This window comes from Pseudomonas sp. LARHCG127, assembly GCF_052871455.1.
This window is the reverse complement of record NZ_JBIXJT010000008.1, coordinates 247,769-261,165: the sequence shown is the minus strand read 5'-3', so window position 1 is coordinate 261,165 and position 13,397 is coordinate 247,769. Positions and strand designations below refer to the sequence as shown.

General features: G+C 60.9%; 15 protein-coding genes. 6 read left to right on the top strand and 9 right to left on the bottom strand.

What is annotated here, in order from left to right; all coding sequences use genetic code 11:
- Positions 1-121: 121 nt before the first annotated feature.
- The 7 genes from ACIPQ1_RS16030 to ACIPQ1_RS16000 form a co-directional block, all read right to left on the bottom strand.
- Positions 122-1,372, bottom strand: a complete 1,251-nt coding sequence (locus ACIPQ1_RS16030) for a 2-aminoadipate transaminase (protein WP_411385606.1) — start codon at positions 1,370-1,372, stop codon at positions 122-124.
- A 301-nt stretch (positions 1,373-1,673) separates the two neighbouring features.
- On the bottom strand, positions 1,674-2,012 hold the full coding sequence (locus tag ACIPQ1_RS16025; protein WP_411385605.1) for a HopJ type III effector protein: 339 nt from the start codon (positions 2,010-2,012) through the stop codon (positions 1,674-1,676).
- A complete protein-coding gene (locus ACIPQ1_RS16020; RefSeq protein WP_250964037.1) occupies positions 2,005-2,301 on the bottom strand; it encodes a DUF1244 domain-containing protein in 297 nt (98 codons plus the stop codon). Before ACIPQ1_RS16020 ends, ACIPQ1_RS16025 begins: the two co-directional genes overlap by 8 nt.
- A 97-nt stretch (positions 2,302-2,398) precedes the next feature.
- Positions 2,399-2,779: a dihydroneopterin triphosphate 2'-epimerase gene (gene folX / locus ACIPQ1_RS16015; protein WP_025211888.1), complete on the bottom strand. Its 381-nt coding sequence runs from the start codon at positions 2,777-2,779 to the stop codon at positions 2,399-2,401.
- Positions 2,780-3,340: a GTP cyclohydrolase I FolE gene (folE, locus tag ACIPQ1_RS16010; protein ID WP_186705049.1), complete on the bottom strand. Its 561-nt coding sequence runs from the start codon at positions 3,338-3,340 to the stop codon at positions 2,780-2,782.
- A gap of 20 nt (positions 3,341-3,360) precedes the next feature.
- The gene (gene folM / locus ACIPQ1_RS16005) at positions 3,361-4,071 is read right to left on the bottom strand and encodes a dihydromonapterin reductase (protein ID WP_250964035.1); all 711 of its coding nucleotides are present in this window, start codon (positions 4,069-4,071) and stop codon (positions 3,361-3,363) included.
- A 233-nt stretch (positions 4,072-4,304) separates the two neighbouring features.
- Complete coding sequence (locus tag ACIPQ1_RS16000) at positions 4,305-4,865, bottom strand: antibiotic biosynthesis monooxygenase (protein WP_250965704.1); 561 nt, start codon at positions 4,863-4,865, stop codon at positions 4,305-4,307.
- Between the two features lie 219 nt (positions 4,866-5,084).
- Here ACIPQ1_RS16000 and ACIPQ1_RS15995 point away from each other — a divergent pair, with 219 nt between their 5' ends.
- Positions 5,085-6,044, top strand: a complete 960-nt coding sequence (locus tag ACIPQ1_RS15995) for a MerR family transcriptional regulator (RefSeq protein ID WP_250965705.1) — start codon at positions 5,085-5,087, stop codon at positions 6,042-6,044.
- Positions 6,045-6,063: 19 nt separating this feature from the next.
- Here ACIPQ1_RS15995 and ACIPQ1_RS15990 read toward each other — a convergent pair whose 3' ends face one another.
- The gene (locus tag ACIPQ1_RS15990; protein ID WP_250965703.1) at positions 6,064-6,669 is read right to left on the bottom strand and encodes a hypothetical protein; all 606 of its coding nucleotides are present in this window, start codon (positions 6,667-6,669) and stop codon (positions 6,064-6,066) included.
- A 54-nt stretch (positions 6,670-6,723) separates the two neighbouring features.
- Positions 6,724-7,197, bottom strand: a complete 474-nt coding sequence (locus ACIPQ1_RS15985) for a PAS domain-containing protein (RefSeq protein ID WP_250965702.1) — start codon at positions 7,195-7,197, stop codon at positions 6,724-6,726.
- Positions 7,198-7,349: 152 nt separating this feature from the next.
- Between ACIPQ1_RS15985 and ACIPQ1_RS15980 the strand changes: the two genes are divergently transcribed.
- The 5 genes from ACIPQ1_RS15980 (at position 7,350) to ACIPQ1_RS15960 (ending at position 13,383) form a co-directional block, all read left to right on the top strand.
- Positions 7,350-7,805: a flavodoxin gene (locus ACIPQ1_RS15980; protein ID WP_250965701.1), complete on the top strand. Its 456-nt coding sequence runs from the start codon at positions 7,350-7,352 to the stop codon at positions 7,803-7,805.
- Between the two features lie 140 nt (positions 7,806-7,945).
- Positions 7,946-8,728 (top strand): class II aldolase/adducin family protein, encoded by a 783-nt coding sequence (locus ACIPQ1_RS15975; RefSeq protein WP_186705055.1) that lies wholly within the window; start codon positions 7,946-7,948, stop codon positions 8,726-8,728.
- The gene (locus tag ACIPQ1_RS15970) at positions 8,728-9,630 is read left to right on the top strand and encodes an alpha/beta fold hydrolase (protein WP_446534426.1); all 903 of its coding nucleotides are present in this window, start codon (positions 8,728-8,730) and stop codon (positions 9,628-9,630) included. The genes ACIPQ1_RS15975 and ACIPQ1_RS15970 overlap by 1 nt, the downstream gene beginning before the upstream one ends.
- Before the next feature lie 374 nt (positions 9,631-10,004).
- Positions 10,005-10,916: an SDR family oxidoreductase gene (locus ACIPQ1_RS15965; RefSeq protein WP_053181805.1), complete on the top strand. Its 912-nt coding sequence runs from the start codon at positions 10,005-10,007 to the stop codon at positions 10,914-10,916.
- Positions 10,917-11,589: 673 nt separating this feature from the next.
- A complete protein-coding gene (locus ACIPQ1_RS15960; RefSeq protein WP_186729772.1) occupies positions 11,590-13,383 on the top strand; it encodes a DUF1302 domain-containing protein in 1,794 nt (597 codons plus the stop codon).
- The last annotated feature ends 14 nt before the right edge of the window (positions 13,384-13,397 follow it).

The window sequence follows — 13,397 nt, the reverse complement described above, 5'->3', positions numbered from 1 at the left end:
GGGGGCGGGTCCGCCCCCCCCCCCCGGGGGCCCCCCCCCCCCGCGCCCCCCACCCCCCCCCCCCCCCCCCCCCCCCCCCCCCCGCTCCCACAAGTCCTCTGTTTGGTCAGAAGATCGATTGTCAGGCCAGCTTCGCCAGGCACGCCTCCAAGATATCCAACCCTTCTTCCAGCACGGCCGGTTCGGTCGTCAACGGCGCCAGCAGCCGGATGATGTGCCGTGATTTGCCGCTGGGCATCAGCAGCAGGCCCGCTTCCCGTGCCAAGGCCAGCAGTTGCGTCAGTTGTGCCGAGGCCGGAGTGCCATCGGCGTGGCTCAGTTCGATGCCGCGCATCGCGCCGACACCGGTAAGGCGGCCCAGGTAAGGGCTCAGCCCGCGACGGCGCCAGGATTCGTAGCGGCTGACGATCGCCTCTTCCTGTTGTGCACCCCAGGCGTTCAGGTTGGCGTCGGTCATTTCGTCCAGGGTCGCCAGTGCGGCGGCGCAGGCAATGGGGTTGCCGGAGTAGGTGCCGCCCAAGCCACCCTTGGGCAGGTTGTCCAGCAGCGCCTTGCGCCCCACCACTGCTCCCAGGGGCACGCCGCCGGCAATGCTTTTACCCAGCAGCACCAGGTCTGGCTCGATGCCCAACCGGGGGAAGGCAAAGCGCTGGCCGGTGCGGCCGAAGCCGGACTGGATCTCATCAACGATCAGAACAATGCCCTTGTCGTCGCAGAACCGCCGCAGGGCCTGGGCGAAGGGCACGTCCAACGCCAGGAAGCCGGCTTCGCCCTGCACCGGCTCGACAATGAAACAGGCCACGTCATTCACGTCGATCTCGACGCTGAACAGCCGCTCCATGGCCTTCAACGCCTCATCGCAGGTGATGCCGTTGTCCTGGCTGGGGTACGGCAGGTGATACACCGGCCCGGGCAGCACGCCAACTTTCTGTTTGTAGGGCGCGACCTTGCCGTTGAGGTTGAGGGTCGCCAGGGTGCGGCCGTGAAAGGCGCCGTCGAACGCGATCACGGCGGTGCGGCCCGTGGCACCGCGCACGATTTTCAAGGCATTCTCCGCCGCTTCGGCGCCGCTGTTGGTGAGCATGCCGCTGACGGGATAGCCCAGCGGGATGAACGCTGCCAGACGTTCCATCAACTCAATGTAGGGCGCGTGAGGCGCGGCGTTGAAGGCGTAGTGAGTCAGCCGGGTGGCCTGTGCGCGGATTGCCTCGACGATGCGCGGATGGCAATGGCCCAGGTTCAATACACCGATGCCGCCGACGAAATCGATGTAGCGTCTGCCGTCGGTGTCCCAGACCTCGGCATTCTTGCCGTGGCTGAGGCTGACGGGATGCACGATAGAGATCGATTGGCTGATGGTTTCGCTGCTCATGGAGGACGGCTCGGACGAAGGAGAGATTTCCGTTATCTAAGCCGCGAGCAGAGGCGCCCGGCAAACGAAATAAAGTTGCCGGGTCAATCTTAAAAGTCGGGATGTGGTGAGGCGCCGCTTACTTGAGATGTGCAGCCCGTGGCGAGGGAGCTTGCTCCCGCTGGGGCGCGAAGCGGCCCCGAAACCTGGCAACTCGGAGTGTCAGGCAAATTGAGTTTGATTGTTTGGGGCTGCTGCGCAGCCCAGCGGGAGCAAGCTCCCTCGCCACAAAAGCGGACCTGGCTACAGAGCGGGGCTCGGATCAACGCCGCTGCAGCGGCTGCGCCTCAAACGTCACGCCCGCCAGCCCATGGGCCATCAACGCGCGGATATTACCGTGATCGCTGCCTTCGGGCGTGGCCAGCACCGAACGGTAATGTTCGCCGAATGCCAGCAGCGCTTCTTCATTGCTCAAGCCTTCGAGCAGCGCCAGGCCCAGGGTCTTGCACGAACCTTCGTTCTGCCCGGCGGCGTTTTGCACGCCGCCGTTGTTGAAAGCCTGGGGTTGGTAGTCGTAGCCGGCGGCGATAAAGGCCAGGGTGTCGGCGAAGGCATGTTCACCGCTCATGAGACGGGTACGCAGGGTGGCAAGATCAAACATCGGGTTTTCCTTTGGAGAACGCCGCCTGTTGTTCGGCGCTGGCTTCTTTCTGGTAGAGGGCTTTCCACTCGGCGTACGGCATGCCATAGACCACTTCGCGGGCGTCGTCGAGGCTGACCTCGACCTGGCGCTCATCGGCGGCGGCCTTGTACCACTTGGACAGGCAGTTGCGGCAGAAGCCGGCGAGGTTCATCAGGTCGATGTTCTGCACATCCTTGCGGCTGTCCAGGTGGGCAACCAGCCGACGGAAAGCGGCGGCTTCGAGTTCGAGGCGTTGTTGGTCGTTCATGGGGGTCTCTGCGAGACAGCTTCAAGTGGCAAACTTCAAGCTGAAAGTGGGTTTGCGGTGTTCAGGCTTGAAGCTTACAGCTTGAAGCTTTTGGCTGCTACGAAGTAGCCCTGCTTGCCGCGAGCGTAATCGATACGGACTCGGCGAAGCGCAAGGCGTGCGGCTTGTCCACTTCGACTTCGGCGTACAGCACCGACTCATTAGCCATGACCAGGTCGAGCAGTTCTTGGGTCAGGCGTTCGAGCAGGGCGAAGCGGTTGCCTTCCACGTGGGCGATGATCGCCTTGGTGATGGTGCGGTAGTTCAGCGCGTGGTCGATGTCGTTGTCGCGCACCGCTTCTTGGGCAGCGTAGAGGATGGTCAGGTTGATCAACACATCCTGCTTGTTGAGGATTTCATCCTCGTTGATGCCGATGAAGGTGCGCAGGCGCAGGTCCTTGACCTTGATACGTGCCATGGCTGGCTGAAGTTGTGGCATTTACTTGCTCCGTCGAATCAATTGCAGGAACTCCTGGCGCGTGGTGCTGGAATCGCGAAAGGCGCCGAGCATCACCGAGGTGTTCATGGTCGAGTTCTGTTTTTCGACACCGCGCATCATCATGCACATGTGCTGGGCCTCGATCACCACCGCCACGCCGGCGGCCTGGGTGACCTGCTGCACCGCGTCGGCGATTTGCCGGGTCAGGTTCTCCTGGATTTGCAGGCGGCGGGCGAACATGTCCACCAACCGGGCGATCTTCGACAGCCCCAAGACCTTGCCGGTAGGAATATAAGCCACATGGGCCTTGCCGATGAAGGGCAACAGGTGATGTTCGCAGAGTGAATAGAGTTCGATGTCGGCGACGATCACCATTTCATCGCTGTCAGAGGCGAACAGCGCGCCGTTGACGATTTGCTCGACGCTTTGTTCATAGCCATGGCAAAGGTACTGCATGGCCTTGGCGGCACGCACCGGGGTATCGAGCAAACCCTCGCGCTCGGGGTTCTCCCCCAGGCCGATGAGGATCTCGCGGTAGTGCTGGGGCAGGGATAGCGTCATGGTGCATCCTCGAAACAAGGCTATTTGACGTGCCGCCCGCCGTTGACGGTCAGGGTCGTGCCGGTGACATAGGGGTTGTCCAGCAGATAACGCAGGCTCTGGTAGATCACTTCGCTGCCAGGTTCGATACCCAGCGCGGACTTGGCCAGGGCCTTGGCGCGGTAAGCCGCGTCGTCTTCGGGGTTGAACAGTAGCAGGGCCGGGGCGATGCCGTTGACCTTGATCGCGGGGGCGAACTTCGCCGCGAACGACAGGGTCAGGCTTTCCAGGCCGGCCTTGCTGGCGCAATAGGCGATATGCCGGGCGCTGCCCTTGCGAGTCACGTCATCGCTGATGTGCACGATATCCGCGGGCGTTGAACGCCGCAGCAGTTCGGCGCCATGCAGGTTGATCAGGTAAGGCGCGAGCATGTGCACGCCGAACATGGCGCTGAAAGCCGTCGCTTCGTTGCCAGGCGCCTCGGGCATCCAGGTCGAGGCGTTGTGCACGATGGCCCGCAGCTGGTCGGTGTGCTGCTTGAGTTGTTCGATAAAGGCCAGGATTCCCGTTTCGCTGGAGAAGTCGGCGAACAGCACCGTCGCCCCCAAATCGCGCAACGCCTGCACGCCGGGGCGTTCGGTGCGATAGGTCGCGATCACCGGCTGCCCGTCCTCCAGCAAGCGTCGGGCGCAGTGCAGGCCGACGCGCTGGGCTGCACCAGTGATCAGGATAGGAGCGGTGGCACTGGACATGGGACGGCTCGGTTCACGGCAAGAGCAAAACTATAACAGCGACGGAGGAGGCATCCTACGTACAACGGCTAATCCAGTGGCAACTCAACTGTCCCCTGTGGGAGCGAGCTTGCTCGCGATAGCGGTGCGACAGTCAATGACGAGTTTGACGGACAGGCCGCCATCGCGAGCAAGCTCGCTCCCACAGGTCCTTTGTTGCCTATGAGTCAGGGTAACTGTTGAGGCGGGTGGCATCACTGATTCTGCGTAGCCGGCAATGCCCGCTGCGGCGGGCCGTTGAGCCAGTTCGCCAGCAAATGGGTCGACATCGGGATAAACAGGTAGACCATCAGCGGTGTCAGGATGAGTGTGCTGATCAGCACGCGGTTCAACAGGCCCAGTTCGCCCAGCAGCGGCCCCAACAGGAAGTTGAACAACAGCGATACGGGAAAGAACGCGAGCCAGATGGCCACGGCCTGTTTCCAGCGAGGCGGACGCTGGCCGACCGCGCCGAACCAGCCATCGATGCCACGCACCCGATGTTCGGAGGGATGGGCAAACAGATCGCTGCCCCGTCCCAGCCAGGCCGTGCGTGAAGCGGAGTGTTCCCAGGCGTGCAGGGTCTGCTCGTCGGCAAACCGGAAGATGATCTGGAATTCATCGTCCTGGGGCGGTGGCGCGAGCACGCCGGAACCCAGGTAGCCGGGAAAATCGGTGGCCAGTTGTTCGCCTTCACGCAACCAGGCAATCAGATCTTCATAGCGCCCGTTGGCGACACGGCGGGCCACCATCAGGGTGACGGGTGAGGTAGACATTATGTATCTCCGTAAGACAGGCGCAATACTCCGGGTAGGAGATTCGCGGGGAGACGCCCCGGGGTGGTGGTAGCGTCTGGTCGCCAAAAAACACGCAAGGATTATTCCCGATTGTGCGTAAAACAACAAAAACGCACCTTTAACACGTTTGTTCTTGTCATGGCGTGTGTTCAAGGGGTTAAACTGGGATCCAATTTCCCTGTCGGAATTGTCTGTCAAATGAGCGTAGTCACAGAGGAAAGCCTGGTTTTCCAGGCAGCAGGTGCCTTGAAGCAGGAAGACCTGTTCCCCATTCGCGAAGTTGCGCGCATGACCGGCGTGAATCCCGTGACCCTACGCGCATGGGAGCGGCGCTACGGTTTAATCCAACCCACTCGCACCGAAAGTGGGCACCGCCTGTACTCTTTGAGTGATATCGAAAAGGTGCGCAGTATCCTGGCGTGGATAGACCGGGGAGTAGCCGTAAGCAAAGTGGGAAAGATCTTGGCGAAGACCGAGTCGGTGCAACCGGTCTCCACGCTTATTTCATCGGATCTGGTCAGGGAGGATTACGCCGGGTGGCAGCAACAGGTGGCGGCCGCAATCGCCAACTTTGACGATGTGGAACTCGATCACGTCTATGGGCAGATCTTCTCCACCTACACCGTGCCGGTCGTGTTCCAGGACATCCTGATGCCGCTTTGGCGACAAATGCTGTATCGCCAGCCAGAGTTCGGGCAAATCAGCGAATGGGTATTTTTCGACGGCTTCCTGCGTTCACGCATCATCCAGCGGCTTTTGCTCAAGCGCGAAGTTCATGTGCCTCGCATCGTGGTCTGTGCCATTGAGGGCCAATGCCGTGAACTGGAGTTGCTGATTGCAGCGCTGTTCCTGTCCAAGGCGGACGTGGGAGTCAAAGTGCTGTCGATCGGCCTGCCGTTCGACGAACTGTCCCTGGTGTGCCAAAAGGTCCAGCCGCTGGCCTTGGTGCTGGTTTCCGACCACGCGCCGGCCCCGGATTTGCCCAAGCGCCTGGGCAAATTGGCGATGAGCCTGGATTGTCCGTTGATGCTGGCGGGTGAGGCATCCGACCTCGCGCAGGAAAGCCTCGCTGGCTCGTCAATCGGTTGCCTGGGTAATGAAGGAACAGTGATGCGTCAGCGCCTGCGCCAGTTTCTAGCAGGCAATCTCGACACTTGAATGTCCTGCGTACAGGGCACTAGAGATGCATGGTTGGATGGGTCAGGCGATGTTGCTGCAGGATGTACTGGCGCAGGCGCTCGGTCTCGTCCTGGTCATTCTGGTTCAGGTGATAGGCCAACAAGCCTCGATCGGTTCCCCGTTCGAAGGAACCACGTAATGAAATCCTCTCGTAGCCTGACGGGCTGAACCACAAGGCAAATTGCTTTGGTGGCTTGGTGCGGCTGCGGTTTTCCAGCAATACACCCTTGCAGGACACTTCATGGACCCAGAGCGGTCCCGGCTGGCCGTTGATATTCTCCAGCGCCACCGGCTCGTCGAGCACCAGGCGCCACGGGCGGATCTTCGGTCCGTCCTCGTAGATGCTTGGCACACCCAGGCGCAGATGCATCGCATGGAATTCGTCTTCCACCAGATGCAGAGGAAAAGTCATTTGCTGGTTTTCGAAATTGGCTTGCAACGTGACCTGCTCATTCGCTGCCAGGCGCGTCAGCAAGTCACGGATCTGCGACCCACCGTTGACCAGCAAGCTCGACGTGACATCCCGCTCGTTCAGCTGCGGGTTGTGTTGCATGGTCCGGATGAAATCCAGTTCATCCTGCGTCAGGAGGGCATCGCGCTGCATGGTCGGCTCGAAATGATAATTTACATATTCACTGGTGATTGTAGTGACTGACCATTAATTCGGGGTTTTGTTTGCACCGTTCGTCGCTTCGAGCCGTGCAATCGTTTCCCGGGCTTCGGCCAGCTCCTTTTCCAGCTGGATGACGCGTTGTTGAGCCTTGACTTGAGTCGTGACGTTTTTTTGCACACCGATGAAATAGGTGTGCCCGTCAGCCGAATTTTTCACCGTGGACAGTGACAATTCATTCCAGAACGGCGTGCCGTCCTTGCGGTAGTTGCGCAACACCTCGCGACAGGTACCTCCCTCCCTCAAGGCCTTGCGAATGGGCTCCAGGGCAGGTTGGTCCCGATCACCCGATTGCAGGAAGCGGCAATCCTGATAGAGGATTTCGTCGCGGTGATAGCCGGTCAATCGTTCGAAGGCTGGGTTCACGTAGATCAGGATGTTGTCTTCGCCTTCTTTTTCAGCGATGACAATCCCGTCGTTCGAAGCATCGATGACCAGTTGCATCAGTTGAGCGTTGATCATTGGAAAGCGCCCTTTGAACATTCTTTGATGCAACATCTTAAAAGAAATCGACGGGCTGTCCACTGGCCATCACTGCCGTTGAGAGCCATTCGCAGCCCGGCAGGTGCAGCTGTTACTATCCCGGCTCTTTTTTCAGGTTCAGGATCAGATCGATGAAAGTCGCCATTCTTTCCGGCTCAGTGTATGGCACCGCCGAAGAAGTCGCCCGGCACGCCGCCAAACTGCTTCGCGACGCGGGCTTCGACGCCTGGCACGACCCTCGCGCGATGTTGGCGGATGTGCAGGCGTTCGCGCCAGAGGCCTTGCTGGCGGTGACGTCCACGACCGGCATGGGCGAGTTGCCAGACAATTTGATGCCGTTGTATTCGATCATCCGCGACCAATTGCCAGGGTTCTTTCGCGGCTTGCCTGGCGCGGTGATCGGCCTGGGTGACGCCAGCTATGGGGATACCTTCTGCGCCGGCGGCGAGCAGATGCGCGAGTTGTTCGCCGAACTGGGCGTGAGCGAGGTGCTGCCGATGTTGCGCCTGGATGCCAGCGAAAGCGTCACCCCGGAAACCGATGCCGAGCCGTGGCTGGCTGAATTGATCGACGCGTTGCGTGCTTGAAGCGAATGCGGTGACTCGTTTGGCCAGTAAGCTGGCTGCCAATGCAACTACCGCCTCTGAAAGACCTGACTAGACTGATTTTCTTGCGTAAGACGTTTTGATGACGAGACGCCTATAACTGGAAACCAGAGGTCAGAGCCGTGAGCGTAGCGCCCGTCCAAACGACACTCAGTATCAAGGAACAGGTCAGTGCCGCCGAATGGCAGACCCGGGTGGACCTTGCCGCCTGTTATCGGCTTGTCGCGCTGCATGGCTGGGATGACCTGATCTTCACCCATATCTCCGCGAAGGTCCCCGGCACCGAGGATTTCCTGATCAACCCCTTCGGGTTGATGTTCCATGAAGTCACCGCCTCGAGCCTGGTCAAGGTCGACCAGGCTGGCAACAAGTTGATGGACAGCCCCTACGACATCAACCCGGCCGGCTACACCATCCACAGCGCGGTGCATGAGGTGCGCCATGATGTCGCCTGTGTGTTGCACACCCACACCGCCGCCGGCGTTGCGGTATCGGCACAGAAGCAAGGTGTGTTGCCGATCAGCCAGCAGGCGCTGTTCGTGCTGTCGAGCCTGGCCTATCACGCCTACGAAGGGGTGGCCTTGAATCACGAAGAAAAGGCGCGCCTGCAGGCCGACCTGGGCGAAAGCAATTTCCTGATGCTGCACAACCATGGCTTGCTGACATGCGGCGGCACCATCGCCGATACCTTCCTGATGATGTTCACCTTTCAACGGGCCTGTGACATCCAGGTCCTGGCCCAGAACGGCGGGGCCGAATTGATCGCCATCGAGCCGCAGATTCTGGCCGGAGCTCGAGCGATGATCGCCGGCGTGACCAAAAGCGCCCAGGGCATGGGCGGTGCGTTGGCCTGGCCGGCGTTGCTGCGCAAGCTCGATCAACACGATACCGGGTATAGAAGCTGATGCCCCTGGCCCAGATCCCCCTGCGTATCTGGCGCCAGCGCAGCCAGATCTTCATGTTCCGTGGCCATGCCATCCGTTATTGGGTGGCGGGGCAGGGCGAGCCGCTGCTGTTGCTCCACGGTTTCCCCACCGCCAGTTGGGATTGGCATTACCTGTGGCAACCCTTGGCGCAACGCTACCGGGTGATCGCATGTGACATGCTCGGTTTCGGCGACTCGGCCAAGCCGACGGATCACGTCTATAGCCTGCTGGAGCAGGCCGATCTGCAACAGGCCTTGCTGGCGCACCTGAGTGTGAAGGGCGCCGTGCATCTGCTGGCCCACGATTACGGCGACAGCGTGGCCCAGGAGCTGCTCGCGCGGCACTACGACGCGCGCATCCACCTTGCCAGTTGTGTCTTTCTCAATGGCGGTCTGTTCCCTGAAACCCACCGTCCGGTATGGGCCCAGAAAGTTCTGCTAAGTCCGCTGGGCTGGCTCTTGGGGCGAATGTTCTGCCGGGAAAGCCTGGCCAGCAGCTTTCGGCAGATTTTCGGGCCCTCGACCGGCCCCACCGAAAGCGAACTGGATGACTTCTGGAGCCTGGTGGAGGCCCATCGCGGTCCGCGGATCATGCACAAACTCATCGCCTATATTCCCGAACGCCGTGTGCAGCGGGATCGCTGGGTGCAGGCGATGCAACGCGGCGAAGTGCCGTTGCGGGTGATCGATGGCGCGGTCGATCCGATTTCCGGTGAACACATGGTGGCGCGCTACGAGGCCCTGATCCCCAACCCGGACACGGTTTTGCTGCCCGACATCGGCCACTATCCGCACACCGAGGCACCGGTGCAGGTGCTCAAGCATTACCTGGCGTTTCGCGAAGCCATCGCCGTGCCGCACAGGCAAATGGCCTGTTCCTGAGGGCGCGGGAGGGAGTGAGCTTATGTGGGAGCGAGCCTGCTCGCGAAGGCGTCAGCACATCCAACATATTCCCGACTGAAAGACCGCTATCGCGAGCAAGCTCGCTCCCACAATAAATCGATTGTGAATGCAGAAATTGTGGACACTAAAAATCCCCTGTGGGAGCGAGCTTGCTCGCGATGGCGTCAGCACAGCCAACATCTGTCCTGACTGAAACACCGCTTTCGCGAGCAGGCTCGCTCCCACAGGGCTTGGGCCCGCATCATCCCCCCGCCTTATCGGCCACCATTCACTGGCAGCCGTGTTGATTGTGACCGGCCGACAGGTGCCCGACACTCGTGCCCATTGTCCTATTCGCCTGCTGGAGTTCTGCCATGAGTGAGTCTGTGCGCTTCGAAGATAAAGTCGTGATCGTCACGGGAGCCGGCGGTGGCCTGGGACGCGCCCACGCGCTGCTATTCGCCAGACAAGGCGCGAAAGTGCTGGTCAACGACCTGGGCGGCTCGGCTCAAGGGGAAGGGGCCAATGCCTCGGCAGCGGACCGGGTGGTCGCCGAAATCCGCGAAGCGGGCGGTATCGCCGAGGCCAACCATGACTCGGTGACCGACGGTGACAAGCTGGTCCAAAATGCGCTCGACGCGTTCGGTCGTGTCGATGTGGTGGTCAACAATGCCGGGATCCTGCGGGACAAGACGTTTCACAAAATGGACGACGCCGATTGGGACCTGGTCTACCGCGTCCACGTCGAGGGCGCCTACAAGGTGACCCGGGCCGCTTGGCCGCACCTGCGTGAGCAAAACTACGGGCGGGTGATCTTCACCGCATCCACCTCCGGCATCTACGGCAACTTCGGCCAATCCAACTACGGCATGGCCAAGCTTGGCCTCTATGGCTTGACTCGAACCCTGGCCATCGAAGGCCGCAAGAACAACATCCTGGTCAATGCCATCGCCCCCACCGGCGGCACCCGCATGACCGAAGGCCTGATCCCGCCGCAGGTGTTCGAGCAACTCAAGCCCGAACTCGTCAGCCCGCTGGTGGTGTACCTGGCCAGCGAGACCTGCCAGGAAACCTCCGGCCTGTTCGAAGTGGGCGGCGGCTGGATGGGCAAGGTGCGCTGGGAGCGCAGCCTGGGCGCTGGCTTCGATCCACGCAAAGGCTTTTCCCCCGAAGACGTCGCCGCCCATTGGCAGCAGATATGCGACTTCGAAAATGCCGTACACCCGAACGACAACCTGGAAGCCTTGAAGGAAATGATGGCGAATCTGCAACGGCACGCCATTTAGGCCCTTATTGCCCGGGCCGGTTGCCGCTCGCTGCGGTAACTGTGCTCACGGGGACGTGTACCTAAAAGCCGCCAGGTTCGCGGCGGTTTCTCTATCCATCACACCCTTGATATCTCGCCGGACGGCGTGCATCTATAAAGCGCGTGGCAGCCGCTAGAAGCCTGCATTCATCGTAGTGGCTCCTGTGTCATAGCCATGCGCATTCTGCTGTCATTCCAAGCAAACAACCGCACATAAAAAAGGCCGCTGCAAAAAGCAGCGGCCTAAGCGTGACGTTGCAAAGGAGCTACAAACCAACGTCGATAAGCACGGGATGATGGACCGATGCGCCAATCCATCCGAATGACGGTGCGCCAGGCGTGAGGGATGCCGTGGCGACTTGCGTTTGCAGGCCCGTTGCCCTGCAAGCCCGGCCAGCATAGGGACCGAGCCCGGTGGGAAACAGCCCGAATCCGGACATGCACCGTTGCAGGGCGCGTAACAGTCGTCGGCGAGGCAGGGGTATGCGCGGCGCTGATAACCCATCATCCAATCCATCCATGCACGCCTCAAAGGTCCGCTGGGCAGGGGCTGTCATCCTTTTGAGGTACAGCGTGAATACCTCCTTGGTGCGCTTATCGCCCAGGGCATCCGGCAGTAGGGTGAAGACTCTGTCACTCACCGGGGAAGACGCATGACAACAATAACAATGCGCGCCATCTTCAAGCCGCAGGCGCTGGCCGTCGCGGTGGCCTTGGGTTGCTGTGCCCAGGCGCAGGCCGTTTCATTCAACATTGGCGAGATCGAGGGTCAGTTCGATTCGTCGCTGTCCGTGGGCGCGAGCTGGGGCATGCGCGATGCCGACAAGGACCTGGTCGGTACGGTCAATGGTGGTACGGGCCAATCCTCCACCGGTGATGATGGGCGGCTGAATTTCAAGAAAGGCGAGACCTTTTCCAAAATCTTCAAGGGCCTGCACGACCTCGAGCTCAAGTACGGCGATACCGGTGTGTTCGTGCGCGGCAAGTACTGGTACGACTTCGAACTCAAGGATGAAGGCCGCGAGTTCAAGGACATCAGCGACAGCAATCGCAAGGAGGGCGCCAAGTCATCGGGGGCGCAGATTCTTGATGCCTTCGTCTACCACAATTATTCCATCGCCGATTTGCCAGGCACCGTTCGCGCCGGCAAGCAGGTGGTCAGTTGGGGGGAAAGTACTTTCATCGGCAACTCCATCAACAGCATCAACCCGGTGGACGTGTCCGCGTTCCGTCGCCCCGGTGCGGAGATCAAGGAAGGCCTGATTCCGGTGAACATGCTGTTCGCCTCCCAGGGGCTGACCGACAAACTCACCATCGAAGGGTTCTACCAGTTGGAGTGGGACCAGACCGTGGTGGATAACTGCGGTACGTTCTTCGGCAACGACGTGGTGGCTGACGGTTGCACCAGTGGCTACACCGTAGGCAGCCCGGCGATTGCGCCGTTCGTCCCCTTGACCCAGGCATTCGGCGAGGAGATCCAGGTGTCCAGCGAAGGGGTGATCATTCCCCGTGGTGGCGATCGTGACGCCCGCGACTCCGGCCAGTGGGGCACGGCGTTGCGCTGGCTTGGCGATGACACCGAGTACGGCCTGTACTTCATGAATTACCACAGCCGTACGCCTACTGTCGGCACCACCACGGCGGGGCTCTCGACACTGGCGGCATTGCCGGGCATGGTCGCGATTGCCAACGGGCTGGCCCCCGGCAGCGGCGCGGGCCTGGCGCAGAGCGTGATGCTGGGCCGCGGGGGGTACTACCTTGAATACCCGGAAGACATCCGCCTCTACGGCGCCAGTTTCTCCACGACGCTGCCCACCGGCACCGCCTGGACCGGGGAAGTCAGCTACCGTCCCAACGCGCCGGTGCAGGTCAATACCAACGACCTGACCCTGGCCCTGGTCAACCCGATTGCCGGTGGCGCCGCATCGCCCATCGCCACCTCGCCTGGCGCCGACAACACCGGTTACCGCCGCAAGGAAATCACCCAGGTCCAGAGCACCCTGACGCATTTCTTCGATCAGGTATTGGGCGCTGATCGCCTGACCTTGGTCGGCGAAGCGGCGGTGGTGCATGTCGGTGGCCTGGAGTCCAAGGACACGCTGCGTTATGGCCGGGATTCGGTCTATGGCCAATACGGCTTCCAGGGCGACACCGACGGTTTCGTCACTTCGACGTCCTGGGGTTATCGCGCCCGGGCGATTCTCGATTACTCCAATGTAATCGGTGGCGTGAACTTCAAGCCCAACCTGTCCTGGTCCCACGACGTGGCGGGCTATGGCCCCAATGGTTTGTTCAACGAAGGCGCCAAGGCCGTCAGTGTTGGTGTCGATGCCGATTACCGCAACACCTACACCGCCAGCTTGAGCTACACCGACTTTTTTGGCGGCGATTACAACGTTCTCGAAGACCGCGATTTCCTCGCGCTGAGCTTCGGCGTGAACTTCTGATTTGGCTGACAAGG